The organism is Kitasatospora sp. NPDC059646 (assembly GCF_042734615.1).
In the GTDB taxonomy this organism is placed as follows: Bacteria; Actinomycetota; Actinomycetes; order Streptomycetales; family Streptomycetaceae; genus Kitasatospora.
The window spans coordinates 1-16,717 of record NZ_JBHWDS010000056.1; the positions used below are offsets into that span (position 1 = coordinate 1).

Sequence of the window (16,717 nt, forward strand, 5' to 3'; positions counted from 1 at the left end):
ACACCCCCCCGTGACCCCACCCCCCCCACACCCCGCCGCCGCGGGGGGGGGGGCCCCCCCCCGGCCCCGCCCCTCGGCCCGTTGCCGCGCACCCCGTCCTGCGCGCCGCGACCGGGCCGCGCCCTACACTGCGCGCCATGACCGACGAACGCACCGACCCCGCAGCCGCCGAGCGGGAGGCCGCCGCCGCCTTCGGCGCCGAACTCGCCCGCTCCGCCGCCGGCCTCGGACTGCCGCTGCCCGCGCCCGAGCAGCTCGGCCGGTTCTCCGCCCTGTTCCGCGACGCCGGGACCGCCGACGCGGCGTGGATCCGCACGTTGGTGCCGGACGCGGGTCCGGCCCTCTCGCTGCACCGCGGCGACGTCGCCCTGGTCCACGGCCACGCGCCCGACCTGACGGCGGCGGTGCGCGCCGTGGCGACCTGGCTGGCCGGCGCCGACCTGGCCGCCCTGCGCGCCGCCGCGCCGTTCCTGACCGTCCACGACTGGGCGTTCGCGCACGAGCGCGCGCCGCTGGACGAGGTCGAACTGGCCTGGCGGCAGCAGCTGGGCCACCTGGAGCTGCACGAACCCCACCCGTACCCGCCGGGCTACCGGGCGATGTTCCGGGCGGCGTTCGCCGAGCCCCGGCTGCGCCGGCTGACGCCGGTGACCAGCCACCACACGCTGTGGTTCTCCACCGTCCCCCGGTTCCCGTTCCACCGGGTCGGCCCGGCCGTCTGCCCGCTGAACGACGGCGCGTTCCTGGTCCGTCAGCGGGACGGGGAGCCGGTCGAGGTCGCCACCGCGGAGCAGGCGGTCGCCCTCGCGGTGGCCGGCCTGCCGCCCGGCTGCTGACGGAACGTCAGAGCAGGCCGTCCCAGAGCTGTTCGACCACGACGGCCCACCAGTTCTCCGGGTCGCCGAACACCGTGCCGTCCAGCGCGGCCAGTTCGCGCTGGAAGGCCTCGACGGCGAGGCCGGCGGCCTGCGGGTCGAGGCCGCGCAGCGCGGGGTGGCGGGCGGCGAGCAGGGACAGGCAGCGCAGGTAGGCGGCGAGGCCGGTGTTGAGGTAGCGGCCGGAGCCGGTGTCGGGGTCGACGGCCCAGATCCGGCCGACGCCCGCCCCGGTGCCGGTGCCGCCGTCGCCGCACTGGACGGCGACCAGCGCGCGGCCGTCGTCGCCGAGCACCCGGTAGTCGGCGAGCACGGCGCGGGTCCGTTCGGGGACGCGGGCGCCGCGGCCGGTGGCGGCCAGGTGCTCGGCGACGTCGGGCAGGCCGGGCAGGTGGTGGAAGAACCCGGGGACGTCGGCGGGCAGTCCGGCTTCGGCGAGGGTCGCGGCGGTGGTGGCGGGCAGCGCGGCAGGGGTGTCGTCCTGGACGCGGACGATCCGCTCGGCGCCGAACTGGGCCGCCAGCCGGGTGCCGAGTTCGCGGTCGCTCTCGGGGGCGGCGGCGGGCACGGCGCGCGGGAACGGGATCCGGTTGGGCCGGGGCGGGGCGGGGCGGCCGGCCCGGCGGAAGGTCTCCTCGGTGGCGTCGGTGAGGGCGCGCACGGCGGCCGCCCGGCGGTCGTAGCGCGGACCGTAGTCGTGGCCGTAGTCGAAGGTGGCGGTGGGGAGTTCGGCGAGCAGCACGGGCGCGCAGTAGCCGCCGGGCAGTTCGCAGGGCCGCAGGTCGGTGTAGACGGACAGCACGTCCTCGGGCCGGACGCCCTGCTGCTGGAGGGTGCGCCAGGCGCGGACCTCGGGGTGGCCGAGGCCGGGGCCGGAGAGCTGGAACAGGCTCTGCTGCTCGCCGTCGGCGTCCCGGTAGGTGAGGACGGCGGAGTTGCCGGGGCCGGTCACCGGCGGGCGGGACGGGTCGTGGGTTCCGGCGCCGAGCTTGTCGCGGTAGAGCTGGACGACCTCGTCGACGGGCACGGAGGGCCAGTGGGTGAGTTCGCCGGTCTCCCGGTCGACGACGGCGCAGGCGGTGCCGATCTCGGCGGGCGCGCGGCGTTCGCCGACGGGCCGGTCGGCTTCGGCGTCGGGGATCGGCCACAGCACCCAGCCGAGGTCGAACTCGTGCACGCCGATCCGGTGCCACTGGTCCTCGGGCCGGGCACCGTTGATCCACTGGTGGGCCGCCTCGATGGCCTGCTCACGGGTCGTCACGCGCTCGTTCTCCTTCGGGGCCGGTTGGTCGGTGTTCACAGTAGTCGACGGTCGCCGGTCAGTGGCCGGTCGGCTGCGGGGCCTCGGGCAGCACCGGCTGGAGCGCGGCGATGCCGTGCGCGTCGGCGATCAGCAGCAGGCCGTCGGGGGTGAGGTCGGCGCCGGCCAGCGGTCCGTCGGAGAGGAACGCGGCGATCGGCCCGGTGACGGTGCCGTCGGGGTGGCGCTGCCAGAGCCGGACGTAGTCGCTGCCGGTGCTGAGGCCGAGGGCGCCGGCGGCGCGCTGGCCGTCGTCGGGGCGGGCGAGCTGTTCCGGCGCGGTGTGGTCCGGCTCGCCGGTGCGGGCGTCGTGGGCCGCCAACTCCGGTTCCTGGCCGGGTCGGTGGGCGACCAGCAGGTGGCTGCCGTCGGGGCGGACGGCGGCGGTGACGGCGCCGACGCCGGTGAGCGGCCGGGCCCACAGGGTGCGCCACGGCACATCCAGCCCGGTGGTGTCGATGCCGGGCAGGCCGTCCAGTCGGGCGGCGTGGTCGAGCAGCGCGGCGCGCAGTTCGATGCCGAGTTCCTGCCGGGTGAACAGCGGGGCCAGGCGCAGCCAGGTGCGGCCGAGCGGCGGCAGTTCGGCGCCTTCGGCGGCGAGCCGGTCGACGGCGGCGCGCAGCCGGTCCTGTTCGGCGTGCAGCAGGAAGCCGGGGTCGGTGAGGAGTTGGTCGAGCAGGCCGCCGTGGAGGGCGTGTCCGGCGAGCTGTTCGCGGACGTAGGGCGCGGCGGCGGCCCAGCGGGCGGGCCGGTCGCCGTCGAGGGTGGCGAGCAGGGCGGTGGCGATCCGGCGGTGGACCTCGCGGGCGGTCCGGCCGAGGCGTTCGCGGATCTCGTCGGCGACGGCGGGGTGGACGATGCGGACGCCGGGCGGCCGGTCGTCGTCGGCGACCAGGTCGAAGAACGGCAGCAGCAGGTCGCGGCCGGCGGCGAGGACGGGGCCGAGGTCCTTGCCGGCGACGGCGGAGGCGACGGGGGCCCACAGGTCGAGCGGGAGGGGTTCGCCGGGGCCGGCGAGGGCGAGCGGGGCGAGCAGCCGGCGGAGCGTCAGTTCGTCGCTGCCGCAGCGTTCGGCGTGCAGGTCGAGGGCGTCGCCGGCGCTGCGGGGCAGCGGCAGCAGGCCGGTGGGGCGGGCCTTGAGCGACCAGCCGGCCAGTTGGACGACCAGCGGGGTGCCGGCGACGGCGGCGAGTTGGCGGGCCGCGGTGGGTTCGGCGACGGCGAGTTCGGCCTGCCGGAGCAGGGCGTCGGGGTCGCGCCACGGGTCCTGGTCGAGGTCGAGGACCAGCAGCTGTCCGTCGGGGACGTCCTTGGCGAGCCGTTCGGCTTCGGCCCGGGGCAGGTCGGCGAGCAGCCGCACGCCGGGGTTGAGGGCGAGCGGCAGCAGGACCTCGCCGGTGATCCGGGAGGTCTCGTCGGTGTCGGGGAGCAGCCCGGCCCGGTCGGTGTCGGCGATCACCACGGTCTGCGGCTGCCCGTCGGCGCCGAGTCCGGCGAGCACGGCGGGGAGCCGGTCGGCCCGGTCGGTGCCGGGGGCGAACAGGTCGGCGAGCAGCCAGCGGAGCTGGACGGCCGTGACGCCGGTGGCGTCGAAGACGGGGGGTGCGGGCAGGTCGGCGGGCGGGACGGTGGCCGGGTCGAGGGCGGCGGTGTCGATGGCGGCGCGGTGGCCCGGGTCGCAGAGCATCAGGAAGGCGGTCAGCAGCCGGGTGCGGCCGCTGCCGCTGTCTCCGGTGATCAGCACCGTGCGCGGGACGTCGGCCGTGCCGGCCCGCCAGGCCGCCAGGGTGCGCAGCGCTGCCGCCCGCCCGCCGAGGTGCGGGTGGGGCTGGTGGGCGGCGGTGGTGTCGGTCACGTGGGTCTCTCCGGTCGGGGGCGGGGGCGGCGGGGGTCAGGCCCAGGTGTCGGGTTCGAGGACGTACTGCCAGCTGTCGGTGGCGGCGGCGTCGGGGTCGATCCCGGCGATCCGGGTGCGAAGTTCGGTGAGCAGGTCGTAGCTGTCGGCGGCACCGGTCCAGTAGACCGTCAGGTACTGGGTCAGCACGCCGATCATGGTGAGGAAGCTCTCCAGGCTGCTGCCGATCAGCGGCTCGCTCGGCGGGGTGTCGGCGGGCCAGTTCGCCGGCCGCGCCCGCAGCACCCGGCCGTTGGAGCCGTCGAGCACCAGGTCGGCTCCGACCCAGCCGCCGAGCAGGTGGAACGGCCCGGTGCCGGCCGGTTCGACGCCCTCGGGCCAGGGGCGGGCGGGCAGGCCCTCGTCGGGGGTGAGCCAGTAGCCGGTGCGGCTGTCGACGGCGGGCAGGCCGACGGTGGCGAGCAGTTCGCGGGTCGGCCGGTGCGTGATGCCGTCCGGGACGTTCTCGATCCGCCTCAACTGCCCGGCGCCGAAGGCCTGTTCGAGCAGCTGGCGGAGGTCGGGCGTCTCGGCGGGGTCGTAGCGGCGGGGCAGTTGCCAGCCGAAGCCGCCGACCAGCGGGACCAGGCGGTGCTCGGGGGCGTCGCGGAGCAGTTTGACGTCGGGTCGGACGGCGTAGGCGCCGCGCGGCCCGGCGAGCACCAGCAGGTCGCCGACCGCGCCGGCGGTGTCCGCGTCGGGGTGGTGGAACAGGCCGAGCGGGGCGCCGTCCGGGCCGTCGAGGACGATGGCGTACTCGGTGCGGGCACGGACCGTCAGGGTGGCCGTGCCGGGCTCCAGTTCGTCGTTCGCCTCGCCGAGCAGCTCCCCGGTGGCGGCGTCGCTGACGTAGCCGTTCTCGTCCTCGTCCTCGGTGACGACGACGGGCCTGCCCTGGAGCTCGGCGGGGTACACCCGGTCGATCTCCTCGGTGTGCCAGGGGCCGGTGCGGGGGGTGAACGCGCCGACGGGGCTCCAGCGCGACCACACGGTGCGGAACGTGAGCGGCTCGGGGCAGGCGGCGGCCAGCGTCTCGGCGCGGTCGAACTGGCCGCGGGTGTGGGCGTCGTGGGCGAGCCAGGCGACCCATTCGCCGTGCGGCGCCCCGGTCAGGCCGTAGCCCTCCAGGTAGTGCAGGGCGGCGGCGTGGGTGCCGTGGCGGAACCCGTCGACGTCGCTGTAGGCGGCGTAGAAGCCCTCGGTCAGCACGTCCTGCGGGACGTGTGCGAGGGCCCGGGCGTCGGCGAGCAGCTCGTCGAAGCGCCCGGCCGCGGCGGCGTGCCCGGGCAGCGAGCGGGCCGCCCACGGCTCGGTCAGGTCCGCTGCCAGCAGACGGTCCGTCATCCGGTCGTGGAACGCGGCGGTTTCGGCGGCCGGCCGGCGCAGCTCCTCGACCAGGGCGGGCCGGTCGAAGCCGACCGTGCCGTCCGGCTCGCGCACCAGCGGCTCGGCGGTGACGGCCGCCAGTTCGGCCTCCGTGAGGTCGAGCCCGGCGGCCCGGCACAGCTCGGCCCAGGCGGCGACGGGCACCCGGCGCAGCTGGGCGTCGGCCAGCACCCGCAGCGCGGCGAGCGTCCGCTCGGGGACGGCCGCGGTCAGTGCCGCGAGCTCCTCCGGGCCCTGGCCGGTGGGCAGGTGCAGCACGTCCAGCCCGTACGCGGTGGGCTCGGCGGCGGACCGCTCGGGCGGCTGCGGCTGCTCGACGACCAGTTGCAGCGCGCCCTCCTCCGCGGCGATGCCGATGGCGTCGCCGACGGCCCGGACCCGGTCGGCCCCGCCGCCGCAGGCCAGTGATCCGGCCAGCTGGGTGTTGGCGAGCAGCACCGTGCGGGCGGCCCGGTCGTTGCGCATGGCGCGCCGCAGGTCGTTCAGGGTGCCGTAGCCGCGCTCGCTCAACAGGCCGGTGCGGTCGATCAGTTCCTGCACCACCGACTCGGCGGTGCGCCCGGCGGCGTCGATCAGGATCGCCTCCGGGCGGGCCTCGGCGATGCCGGCGAGCACCGCGCTGCGACCGCTTCCGGCCGGGCCGGTCACGTAGAGCCGACCCCGCCTGCCATCCGCCAGCCGCTCGGTGGCGGCACCGATCGCCGCCGCCACCGCCGCTTCGTCGCGCCCGGTCATCCGGCCACTCCCTCACTCACTCGCTCGTGCTCACTCGCCCGTGTCCATCGCCGTGGCGGCGTCGGCCATGCGCTTCTTCTCCATCGCCAGCCAGACCCGGCCGACCTTGGCGACGTGGTTGCCGAAGTCCCGGTCCATTTCCTGCTTCGGCGTCAGCTGGCCCACGCCCGGCTTCACATCGGACCCGGGGCCCTTGCGGTACCCGGTCGCATAGTAGACCGGCACGCCGGTGTGTTCGCGCGCCAAGTACCCGGAGCAGTCCGCGTGACCTTGGGTTTTCTTGCTGCCGCAGGGCTCGCGCTCGGTGTACAGGCTCAGCACCTCCGGCTGGTCCTTCGGGTCGCGGGTGGCCTTCAGGTGGTCCATCCACGTGCCGAGGTGCGTCTCGGAGTGCAGCGGCGTGATCCCGGCGCGCGGGCCGCTGGGCGGCACCGAGTTGTCCACGACGAAACTGACCTGCTTCGTCTTGGGGTCGTACACCTCGATCACCGCGTAGTTGCGTGCGCTCAGGTCGGGGCGGTGGGCGGCGACCTCCGCCGCGCCCTTGATGCTGCGCTTCTCGAACGCCTCCCTGACCTCCTTGCGGACGTCCTTGAGGTCGGGGGACAGCTTGAGTCCCTCCTCGCCCTTGGACGTGGCGTGGTCGGCGGCGCCGCGGCTGATCGGGTCGGCCTCGCCCTTCCCGGTGCCCGCCACCCGCGGGTCGGCGTTGTACGGGTACGGCATCGACTCGGGGCTGGCGCCCACGCCGTGGTTCTTGTGGAACTCGTCGCTCATCCGGCCCATGGCCGCGACGGCGGCGCCCTGCTCGCCCGGGTTCATGTCCTTGAAGCCGGTCAGCGCGTTCTCCAGGTCCGCCCGGTGGAACGTCTTCGGGTTGCCGGCCTTGCTGCTGTCCAGCACGTGCCCGAGCTCGCCGCTGGCCGCCCACGCGTCCAGCCGCTGGTTGACCCGGTTCATGTCGACGGCGCGGACGGGGTTGGCGTCGCGCAGCGGCTTCTGGTTCTCGTCCTGCGAGATGCCGTAGATCTTGTCGTCCGGAGTCTCCTTCGGGGGGAGGTTCTCGTCCTTGCGCGCGTCCTCGTGGATCGGGTGCTCGGGGTCGTTCGCCCGCCGCTCCTCGATGATCTCCTTGTCGGTCTTCGGCTTGGACTTGTCGTCGCTCGTCGAGGACGGCCCCGCCTCGGCGTTCCCGTCTCCGTCGTCGTGCTTGCTCTTCTTCTTGGCCGCGCCGTCCTCGGGGTCGTCCTCGGCCTTGTGCTTGCCGGCCGGGTCCTCGGGCCGCCGCTCGGAACCGCCGCGGTCCGGGCCCGCGTGGTCGGCACCGCTCGGCCTGTGGTCGGTGCCGGTCGGGCGGCGGTCCGGGTCCAGGGTGATCGCGAAGACGCCGTGGTCACCGTTGTGCAGCGGCTTGTCGCTGCGCCGGCCGGTCTGGTTGTCCAGGTAGGTGATCTTGCCGTCGTGGTTGACGACGTTCCACGCGTGGGCGCGCCCGTTGGCGTCCTGCGTGATGATCACCGCCTGCGAACCGTGCCCGCTGTCCCGCAGCTGGTCCTCGATCCGCTTGAACGCCGGGTCGCCGTTGCCCATGTCCCGGAACGGCGCGCCGAGTTGGTTCTCCGCCCGGTCCCGGCCACCCCGCTCGCCCTCCGGGCCGCCGTCGCTGCGCGGCGCGGCCGCCGTCGGGTTCCCGCTGTACGTGTCCGCGGTCGACAGCGCCACGTCGAGGCAGTTGTTGTCCCGCCCCGGCGCCCGGTGCCCGTCGCCGTTGACCGCCCCCGGCCAGTCCCCGTTCGGGTCCGGATGCCGCTGCGGCGTCCCGTCCGGATTCCGCGGCACCCGGCTCTCCAGGTCCGCCTGGTGCTGCGGATCCGGCCGGTCCAACCCGCCGGGCGTGTCGTACGGCCGACTGTCCGCGAGCCCTCCGGGCGAGGAGTCGCCGTGCCCCGACGGCCCGTCAGCGTGCTTGCCGTCGCCGTGCGTTCCGTCGCCGTCGTTCGAGTCCGCGTGCGAGCCGTCCGTGTCGGGACGCGGCGAGTCGGACGTGTGATCAGCCTCAGGCCGACCCCCGTCGGGACGGCTCCCGTCCGGACGGTGCTCACTGTCGGGACGGTCTCCGTCGGGACGCGCAGCGTCAGGACGCGCAGCGTCAGGACGCGCAGCGTCAGGACGACCACCGTCGGGACGGTTTCCGTCCGGGCGCGCGGTGTCAGGACGACCCGTGTCGGGACGCGCAGCGTCAGGACGACCGCCGTCAGGGCGCGCCGAATCGGGACGGCCGCCGTCCGGGCGCGTGGTGTCAGGACGGTTTCCGTCCGGGCGCGCGGCGTCGGGACGACCCGTCTCAGGACGATTCGTGTCGGGACGCGCAGCGTCAGGACGACCGCCGTCAGGGCGCGCCGAATCGGGACGGCCGCCGTCCGGGCGCGTGGTGTCAGGGCGACCACCGTCGGGACGCGCAGCGTCAGGACGGTTTCCGTCCGGGCGCGCCGAATCCGGTCGGCTGCCCGTGGGGTGGCCGGTGTCCGGCCGGGCCGTGTCCGGGCGTCCGCCGCCGGGGCGGGCGGTGTCGGGGTTCGTGCGCTGACCGAACGCGGCTCGCGGGTCGGGACGGTTCGCGGCCGGCCGCGGGGTGAACGTGGAGTTCCCGTCCGACTGTTGCCCCTGCCGGGACGAGCCGGGGCCCGGCACCGTCGGGGTGGTGGAACTCGGTCCGGACGTCGGACGCCCGCCTCCCGGCGCGGATCCGGTGCCGCCGGTCGGCATCGCGCCGCCGCCCATCGGCATGCCGCCACCGGGGACTCCCGTCCCGCCGACGGGACCGGTGGTGCCGTCCGGACCGGACGTCGGACCCGGCCGCTGATCGGTGCCGGCGTGCGGCGGCGGCGCGGTGGCGGTGCCGCCGAGGCCGGCCACGTCCAGTCGCGGCGGTACCTGGGTGTGCGGCGCGGAGTCGGAGTCCCCGGTCCGCGAGTCGCCCCGGAACGGGGGCGCGCCGCCGGCCGAGACGGGCGCGCCTACCGGCGGCCGCATGTCGGTGCCGGAACTCCCCTGCTGCGAACCGTCCGTACCGGGCTCGTGCCGCGGCCCGGGCGTCCCGCCCGACGGACCCGGCTCACCCGGCGCGACCCCGGCCCGCTCATGGTGCGGCGTCTCACCGTGCCGCTGCCCGGGCACGTCGTTCGAACGCCCCGGATCCGCCCCGTGCGACGGACCCGACGACCCGTCACCACCATGCACGGACCCAGGCGCGGGGCTCCCGCCGTCCACTCGCGGCGGCTGATGCCCCTCCCCGGGCCGAGGCTGGTGCTCAGGCCCACGCGCCGGACCGTCATGTCCGATCGGCCGACCGGCATCCGGCTCCGTCCGATGCGACGAACCATCCTGCCCCGCCGGCCGACCCGCATCCGGCTCGGTCCGGTGCACTTGGCCCTCGTGCCCCGCCGGCCGACCAGCATCCGGCTCCGAACGATGCGACGAACCATCCTGCCCCGCCGGCCGACCCGCATCCGGCTCCGAACGATGCGACGAACCATCCTGCCCAGCCGGACGACCCGCATCCGGCTCCGAACGATGCGACGGACCGTCATGCCCGACAGGACGACCGCCATCCGGCTCCGAACGATGCGACGAACCATCCTGCCCAACGGGACGACCCGCATCCGGCTCCGTCCGGTGCGCTTGGCTCTCGTGCCCCGCCGGCCGACCCGCATCCAGCTCCGAACGATGCGACGGACCGTCATGCCCAACGGGACGACCCGCATCCGGCTCCGTCCGGTGCGCTTGGCCGTCGTGTCCCGCCGGCCGACCGCCATCCGGCTCCGTCCGATGCGACGAACCATCCTGCCCAGCCGGACGACCCGCGTCGGCCCCCGGCGCAGCGGTGCCGTCAGCACCCGTCCGCGTCGGGCCGTCGTGCGACGGTGACGGCGCCACCGAACCCGAACCGCCGTTGTGGCCGGGCGAATTGGTGTTGTCCGCGCCGCTCCGCGTCGGCCCGTCGTTGGACGGGGCGGGGGTGTTGGCGTGGTCGGGGCCGACCCGGGTGCCGAAGGGGTCGAGCGCCGGGCCGGAGGTGCTCTCGGGGCGCGGGCGGGGCGCCGTGGTCGACTGGTTGCCACCGTTCGACGCGTGGTCCGCCCCGCTGCCGGAGGACCCTGATCCGCTGAGGGTCGGGCCTTCGCCGCTCCCGCCGTGCTGCGACGAACCGCCGGTCGAACTCCCGCCGCCGGACGACGAGTTCCCGTGACCGGTCGCCGACGCCGTACCGCCGCCACCGCTCGAACCCGAACCCGAACCCGAGCCACCGGAACCCGAACCCGAACCCGAGCCCGACCCGGATCCGGCCCCCGATCCCGATCCCGATCCCGCCCCGCTCGACGACTCCCCGCCCCCGGAACGGTCGCCCCCGGAGCCGGAGTCACCGGAGCCGTGCTCGCCGGAGGAGGAGTCGCCGCGTCCGGCCGCGTGGTCGATGCCGCTGCGGGCGTGGCCGCCGGCCTTCGCGCCGAGGCCGTCGCGGAGGGACTCGGTGAAGGTCTGGCCGGAGTTCTTCGCGGCGTCGACGAAGTCCTCTGCGCCGCGCTTCGCGGTGCGGCCCAGGTCGTAGCCGTTCTGCGCGCCGAAGCCCTGGTTGACGGTCTGGGCGATCAGGTCGCTGATCATGCCCTGGATCGCCGAGACGGCCGGTTCCTTCAGGGTCTCCATGATCGCTTCCATCAGCGCTTCCCGGAGTTCCTTCAGGAGGCGTCGGACGATCATCTTGGTGGCGGTGGTCGCACCGGCCGCACCGAGTTCGGAGAGTCCGAGGGTGAACGGCGCGGCGGCCTGCGCGGCGATCAGTTCGACGGCCAGTGCGACGAGTTGCGCGATGACGGCGACCTTGCAGGTGACCACGATGACGGCCGCCGCCTCGAACGCGGCGGCGATCAGCCGGGAGGCCATCGCGGCGTCGGCGAGGTAGCCGTCCGAGCCGCCGCCGGAGAACTTCTCCCAGGTCTTGCCGAACGCGTCGATGCTGTCACCGGAGTTGGAGGACAGCACGTTGTTCGCGGCGCTCGCGCCCCGGTAGTGGAGTTCCTCGACCTGGTCGGCGAAGTCCCGCCAGACCTGGGCGGATTCCCGGAGTTTGTCCTCGTCGGCGGTCGGCCAGTCGAAGCCGAGCATCTCCAGGACCCACTCGACACTGTCCGGCAACATCAGCGACACTTCGCCAAAACCCCCTGCGCCTCACGGAAACGACCGGACAGGCCGTCGGAACGAACGAAACGAACGAACTATCGGGACGGACTGGCCGTCATGGATGGGACCGGCGGCGCGGAGATCGACAGCGCCGCCGACCGCGCCTCGCGGCGACCCGGGCCAGTGGCCCGGCGGCCGGTTGCTCAGTAGCCTCGCGGCCGGTACAGCGCCCGGACCTGGCTGCCGACCTCGCCCTCGCGGGCTTCGAGGGTGTGCAGGTCGCCCTCGGTCCGGCTCTCGTTGGACTCGTGGCTGGTGGCCATGCCCTGCAGCTTCTCGCCGATCTCGCCGATGCGGGTGCCGAGGGAGTCCATCGACTCCTTCATGCCGTCGCGCAGGCCTTCGTAGACGATGCCGAACTTCTCGCCGAGGTCGTCGTCGCCCCACGGGGGCGTGTCGCCCTGTTCGAGGCTTTCGAGCCGGCCGGAGAGGGTCTGCAGGGCGGCGAGGAAGTCCTGCCCGACGGCGGACATGTTCCTGCCCTCGGTCCGGAGGCTCTCCGGATCCACCACGATCTGCTGCGACATGCCCGCCCCCGTCTCGGACCGCCGGGGTCGTTCGCACGGCCGGCCCCGTAGTTCCGGACCCCCGGGCCGGTTCCGACAGCCGTGGGTCCATTGTGCTCACTGCATCATAGGACCCGAATTCATTGCCGAGCCACGTCCCCTACCGACTGCGCAAAAACCTGTCACCTCTCCTCCACCGCCGGGCGGTTGCGGCCGACGGCGGACGATCGGCCCGGCCAAGGGCCGGCCAGGGCCCGGCGTCCGCGATCGGAGCCGGCGGTGCGCCGGCGGGTCGCCCTTCCATCCCCTCCCCCGCCGACCCCGAATCACCACCACGCGACCACAAGTCCTTCACGATCGGGCCACGCGTCGTACAGCTGACGGTCCGTCAGGCAGCTGCCCCGCCCGCGTCCACCGGCAGATCGGCCAGTCGCCACTCCAGCATTCCGTCGTCCAACCGGATCGCCCGCCGACCGCGCGCGGTGAGCAGCCGGACGGCGTCGTAGGCGAGGGCGCAGAACGCGCCGCGGCAGTAGACGACCACCTCGGTGTGCTCGGGGAGTTCGCCGATGCGGTCGGCGAGTTCGTCGACGGGGATGGAGAGCGCGCCGGGGATGTGTCCGGCGGCGTACTCCTCCGCGGGGCGGACGTCGAGGGCGACGGCCCGGCCGGCGGCGATCCGGGCGAGCAGGTCCTCGCGACTGACGGCGTGCTCCTCGTCGGGGGCGTGGGGGGCGTCGGATCCGAGGTACGCGGTGCGGGCGGGGGCCACGGCGGCCTGGTGGCGTTCGGCGACCCGCCGCAGCAGGTCGAGCAGGTGGGCGACGTCGTCGCCGGCCAGCCGGTAGTGGATCCGGACGCCGTCGCGCCGAGTGGCGACCAGGCCGGTCTGCTTGAGGGTCTGGAGGTGCGCGGAGGCCGTGGTGAGGTTGAGGCCGGCGGCCTTGGCCAACGCGTCGACGGTGCGTTCGCCCTGGGCCAGCAGGTCGAGCAGTTCGAGCCGTTTCCCGCTGGAGAGGGCCTTGCCGGTGGCGGCGAACGCCTCGTACAGCTCGGTCTTCGCGGCCCGGTCCGCCATGCCTGCGGCACCCCTTTCTCGACAAATCTATGGAATGGAGCCTACTCCGCACCCGCCCCGCTCCGGCGCACGTCTCCAAGGGGCGCCCCGGTCCGGTGCCCCCGCGGGCGGCCGGACCGCCCTCTGCGGTGTGCAGGGCGGTCCGGCCGGGCGGCGACCCGCGCGGCAGCGGCCCGCGTGGCAGCGGCCCGCGCGGCGGCAGCTCACGCGGTGGCGGCTCACGCGGTGGCGGCCAGCACCTCCCGCAGGCTCGACGGCTTGAGGCCGAAGGTGTCGCGGATGTCGCCGTCGTCCACCCGGAACGGGAGGTCGGACATGTAGCTCATCTCGATGAACTCCCGCCACAGCGGCTCGGTGAGCGACAGCAGCGTCAAGTCCCGTTCGGTCAGCGGTTCCAGCCGCGGTTCGGGCGCGCCGTGCAGCTCGGCGAGCACTTCGGCGGCGTGGCGCGGCGTGGTGGTGATGACCGGCGCGTTCCAGGCCCGTCCCCAGGCCCGCTCGTCGCCGCCGGCGACCGCGACCAGGGCGGCCGCGGCGTCCTCGGTGGCGGAGAAGGAGTGCTCCGCGTCGGGGTCGCCGTGGAGGAGGGCGAGTTCGCCCGCCAGGACGCGCGGTGCGACGAGCAGGGTGAACGCCGAGACCGCGCCGGGTCCGAGGTACTGGCCGGCCCGTACCTCGGCGACCCGCAGCCGGCCTTCCCGGTGGGCGGTCTCGGCCTGCCGCCACAGTGCGGCGCGGACGCGGCCCTTGCGCGTGTGCGGGTCGAGCGGGGTGCGTTCGGTGACCGGCTCGGTGGTCTGCCGGTAGGCGTAGTGGTTGCCGAGCATCACGTAGTCGGCGCCGGCCCGTTCGGTGGCGGCGAGGATCGACGCGAACAGCGGCGGCAGGGTCTCCGGCCAGGTGTGATAGGGCGTCATGGCGGCGTTGACGACGGTGCGGGCGCCGGTGAGTGCCGCGGCGAGGTCCTCGGTGCGGCCCGCGTCGAGGGCGACCCGTTCGATGCGGGGGTGCTCGGGTCCGCTGCCGCTGCGCGTGACGAGACGGACGTACTGTCCGCGGTCGGCGAGTTGCCTGGCGGCGGCGACGCCGGTCGCGCCTGCCCCGATGACGACAGATGTGACGACGGTTTCGGCCATGGTGCCGGCTCCGTTCTCCGTGAGAGCTGATCAGGCTGTGCGAGCCGGCCGTTCCGGGCGGGCCGGTCGCGCCGCACGAGCTGATCAAGGCTGGGGTGTGCAGGGTGAGTTGGTGCGCGGGGCCCCACCGCTCGCCCTACTCTGCCTGCCGTCCGCGGGGTAGGGTCAGTGGCCCGATAGCCACGATCCCCAAGGATCCAGCCATGCACCGTGTTGCCGTTCTGGCCGTGCCGCCGGTCAAGCCGTTCGACCTGTCCATGCCGTCGGTGCTGCTCGAAGCGGTCGAGTCGGGTGGCCGTCCGGGCTACCAGGTGACGGTGTGCACGGCCGTGCCCGGGACGCTCGCGGCATCCGGTGGCATCGGGGTGGTGGTGGACCGCGGGCTGGAGGTGGTGGCGGCGGCGGACACGGTGATCGTGCCCTCGACCGCCAGCCGGTACGCTGCGGACCCGGCCGCGCTGGACGCCCTGCGGGCGGCGGCCGCGGCGGGCAAGCGCATCGCGTCGATCTGCAGCGGCGCGTTCGTCCTGGCGCAGGCGGGACTGCTGGACGGCCGGACGGCGACCACGCACTGGGCGCTGGCCGAGGAGTTCCGGCGCGCGTTCCCGGCGGTGCGGGTGGACGCGGACCGGCTGTTCGCGGAGGACGGGCGGATCGTCACGGGCGCGGGTTCGGCGGCGGGCCTGGATCTGTGCCTGTACCTGATCGACTCGGACTACGGGGCGGCGGCGGCCAACGCGGCGGCCCGGGCCGCGGTGGTGACCCCGGTCCGGCACGGCGGGCAGGCGCAGTTCGTGCGGACCCCGCTGCCGGCCCGGACCGGCTCGCCGTTGGACGCGGCCCGCAGTTGGGCCCTGCAGCACCTGGACCGGCCGATCTCGCTGCCCGAGCTGGCCGACCGGGCGCGGGTCAGCGTGCGGACGCTGACCCGCCGTTTCGCGGCCGAGACGGGGGTGACCCCGTTCGAATGGCTGCTCCAGCAGCGGCTGCTGAGGGCCCGTGAGCTACTGGAGACCACGGAGTTGACGGTCGACCAGGTTGCCGACCGCAGCGGCCTGGGCTCGGCCGAGTCGCTGCGCCAGCACCTGAACCGCCGGATCGGGATGAGCCCGGCCGCCTACCGCAGTTCCTTCGCCCGGCGGCGGTGACGGTCGCCGGCCGACCGGGCCGGGACGCTCAGCGGAGCGCTCGGCGAGCCAGTCGCCCGTCCGGGGTGCTCGGCGGCGCGCCCGGCGGGCCGGCCGACCGGGCCGGGGTGCCCGGCGAGCCGGCCGCCCGTCCGGGGTGCTCAGCGGCCCGGTCGGCCGGTCAGGTGGTCGCGGACCCGGTCGACCAGTCCGACGCCCGGGGCGAGGACCTTGCGGGCGGCGGGCGAGGAGGGGGCGCCCGGGTGCGGGCGGGTGGGGGCGGTGGCCTTGGCGCGGCGGATCCGGTCGCCGAGGCGGTCGAGTTCGCCGTCGTCGCAGGAGGCCTGGAGTGCGAGGAACAGCTCGCGCTCCTCCTCCTGGATGTGCGAGGTGACCTCCTCGATCAGGGTGGCGGCGAGGCCCGGCAGTGCGGGGTCGTCGGCGGCGGTGCTCTCGATCGCCTTGAGCAGCCGTTCGACCCGGGCGTGGTCCTCGACCTCCTTGTCCGCGAGCACCTCGCCGGCGGGCACGTGGGCCCGCACCGCCGGGTAGAGGTGGGCCTCCTCCGCGATCGAGTGGCGCACCAGTTCCACGGTCACGTCGTCGAGCAGTTCCTTGCGCTCGGTGCCGGTGGCGGCGGATCGGATCCGGGCGAACAGCTCTTCGATCTCCCGGTGGTCGGTCTTCAGTTCGTGGATGACGTTGCCGCCGTGGCCTGCCATGGCCTGCCTCCCGCTCGCTCCGGGCCCGCGCCGGTCGCGGGCCTCCACGGCCTCGGCTGCCCCGTCGCGCCCGGCGCACACACCGGACCGGCCGGAACGGCCGGTCGCGGGGCGGGCGGTCAGCTCTCCCGGGCGAGGACGAGCTCGTGCTCGACCGACGAGTCGTCGCCGGGGACGGGCACGGACCGGCCGCTGCGGACGAAGCCGATCTTCCGGTAGAAGGCCTCGGCGCGCTCGTTGTCCTGGTGCACGTAGAGGCGGACCCGCGAGATCCGGGGCTCGTCGAGTGCGTCGGCGAAGGCGATCGCGGCGTCGAACAGGGCGCGGGCCAGGCCGGTGCCGCGCTGCTCGGGCCGGACGAACACGCCGACCAGGTGGGCCTGGTCGGTCTCGATCCGCCCGCCGAGGACGTCCTCGGTGCCGGCCCGTTCGATCAGCACCGTGACCGACCCGTCCAGGCCGCCGTCCGGCCGCTCCGCCACGAACTGACGGGCCATCAGCTCTCCGCCGGAGGTGCGGGAGCCGGCCGCGCGCTGCTGCCAGACCTCGTCCGGGCGGGCGGCGGCGGTCTCGTACGTCTCCAGGAAGGCGATGTGCGCGACCGGGTCGCGCAGCGCGTCCAGCCGCAGCTGCTTGGTGCGCGGCCAGTCCTCGGCGGTGGTGGGGCGTATCACGTGGTCCATGCGCCGATCTTGGGCCGGTGCGGAGAACGGCGGC

The 16,717-nt window shown here is 75.1% G+C and carries 11 protein-coding genes; 2 read left to right on the forward strand and 9 right to left on the reverse strand.

The features are described 5' to 3' along the window. Positions 1–137 precede the first annotated feature (137 nt). Complete coding sequence (locus ACFV1L_RS30025; protein WP_380371716.1) at positions 138–836, forward strand: DUF6193 family natural product biosynthesis protein; 699 nt, start codon at positions 138–140, stop codon at positions 834–836. Positions 837–843: 7 nt separating this feature from the next. Here the strand turns inward: ACFV1L_RS30025 and ACFV1L_RS30030 are convergent, their stop codons facing one another. The 7 genes from ACFV1L_RS30030 to ACFV1L_RS30060 all read right to left on the reverse strand — a co-directional run bounded on the left by ACFV1L_RS30030 (position 844) and on the right by ACFV1L_RS30060 (position 14,151). Continuing rightward, entirely contained in the window at positions 844–2,136 is a 1,293-nt protein-coding gene (locus ACFV1L_RS30030; protein ID WP_380371719.1) for an SUKH-4 family immunity protein, read from the reverse strand. Positions 2,137–2,194: 58 nt separating this feature from the next. Continuing rightward, complete coding sequence (locus ACFV1L_RS30035) at positions 2,195–4,030, reverse strand: ATP-binding protein (RefSeq protein WP_380371722.1); 1,836 nt, start codon at positions 4,028–4,030, stop codon at positions 2,195–2,197. 36 nt (positions 4,031–4,066) lie between these two features. After that, complete coding sequence (locus ACFV1L_RS30040; protein ID WP_380371724.1) at positions 4,067–6,190, reverse strand: SUKH-4 family immunity protein; 2,124 nt, start codon at positions 6,188–6,190, stop codon at positions 4,067–4,069. A gap of 30 nt (positions 6,191–6,220) precedes the next feature. Then, positions 6,221–11,356: a toxin glutamine deamidase domain-containing protein gene (locus ACFV1L_RS30045; protein WP_380371727.1), complete on the reverse strand. Its 5,136-nt coding sequence runs from the start codon at positions 11,354–11,356 to the stop codon at positions 6,221–6,223. A gap of 218 nt (positions 11,357–11,574) precedes the next feature. Beyond that, a complete protein-coding gene (locus ACFV1L_RS30050) occupies positions 11,575–11,958 on the reverse strand; it encodes a hypothetical protein (protein ID WP_380371730.1) in 384 nt (127 codons plus the stop codon). A 367-nt stretch (positions 11,959–12,325) separates the two neighbouring features. Beyond that, positions 12,326–13,015, reverse strand: a complete 690-nt coding sequence (locus ACFV1L_RS30055; RefSeq protein ID WP_380371732.1) for an ArsR/SmtB family transcription factor — start codon at positions 13,013–13,015, stop codon at positions 12,326–12,328. Positions 13,016–13,233: 218 nt separating this feature from the next. Next, on the reverse strand, positions 13,234–14,151 hold the full coding sequence (locus ACFV1L_RS30060; RefSeq protein WP_380371735.1) for an NAD-dependent epimerase/dehydratase family protein: 918 nt from the start codon (positions 14,149–14,151) through the stop codon (positions 13,234–13,236). A 203-nt stretch (positions 14,152–14,354) separates the two neighbouring features. Here ACFV1L_RS30060 and ACFV1L_RS30065 point away from each other — a divergent pair, with 203 nt between their 5' ends. Continuing rightward, entirely contained in the window at positions 14,355–15,299 is a 945-nt protein-coding gene (locus tag ACFV1L_RS30065; RefSeq protein ID WP_380371737.1) for a GlxA family transcriptional regulator, read from the forward strand. 140 nt (positions 15,300–15,439) lie between these two features. Here ACFV1L_RS30065 and ACFV1L_RS30070 read toward each other — a convergent pair whose 3' ends face one another. Together ACFV1L_RS30070 and ACFV1L_RS30075 are read right to left on the reverse strand one after the other, a co-directional pair. Then, a complete protein-coding gene (locus tag ACFV1L_RS30070) occupies positions 15,440–16,000 on the reverse strand; it encodes a hemerythrin domain-containing protein (RefSeq protein WP_380371740.1) in 561 nt (186 codons plus the stop codon). A gap of 119 nt (positions 16,001–16,119) precedes the next feature. Continuing rightward, the gene (locus ACFV1L_RS30075) at positions 16,120–16,683 is read right to left on the reverse strand and encodes a GNAT family N-acetyltransferase (protein ID WP_380371743.1); all 564 of its coding nucleotides are present in this window, start codon (positions 16,681–16,683) and stop codon (positions 16,120–16,122) included. Between the last annotated feature and the right edge of the window lie 34 nt (positions 16,684–16,717).

Coding starts and splice junctions, on each gene's coding strand:
- ACFV1L_RS30025 (WP_380371716.1), top strand. CDS start 138: ATGACCGACGAACGCACCGACCCCGCAGCCGCCGAGCGGGAGGCCGCC.
- ACFV1L_RS30040 (WP_380371724.1), bottom strand. CDS start 6,190: ATGACCGGGCGCGACGAAGCGGCGGTGGCGGCGGCGATCGGTGCCGCC.
- ACFV1L_RS30045 (WP_380371727.1), bottom strand. CDS start 11,356: ATGCTCGGCTTCGACTGGCCGACCGCCGACGAGGACAAACTCCGGGAA.
- ACFV1L_RS30050 (WP_380371730.1), bottom strand. CDS start 11,958: ATGTCGCAGCAGATCGTGGTGGATCCGGAGAGCCTCCGGACCGAGGGC.
- ACFV1L_RS30055 (WP_380371732.1), bottom strand. CDS start 13,015: ATGGCGGACCGGGCCGCGAAGACCGAGCTGTACGAGGCGTTCGCCGCC.
- ACFV1L_RS30060 (WP_380371735.1), bottom strand. CDS start 14,151: ATGGCCGAAACCGTCGTCACATCTGTCGTCATCGGGGCAGGCGCGACC.
- ACFV1L_RS30065 (WP_380371737.1), top strand. CDS start 14,355: ATGCACCGTGTTGCCGTTCTGGCCGTGCCGCCGGTCAAGCCGTTCGAC.
- ACFV1L_RS30070 (WP_380371740.1), bottom strand. CDS start 16,000: ATGGCAGGCCACGGCGGCAACGTCATCCACGAACTGAAGACCGACCAC.
- ACFV1L_RS30075 (WP_380371743.1), bottom strand. CDS start 16,683: ATGGACCACGTGATACGCCCCACCACCGCCGAGGACTGGCCGCGCACC.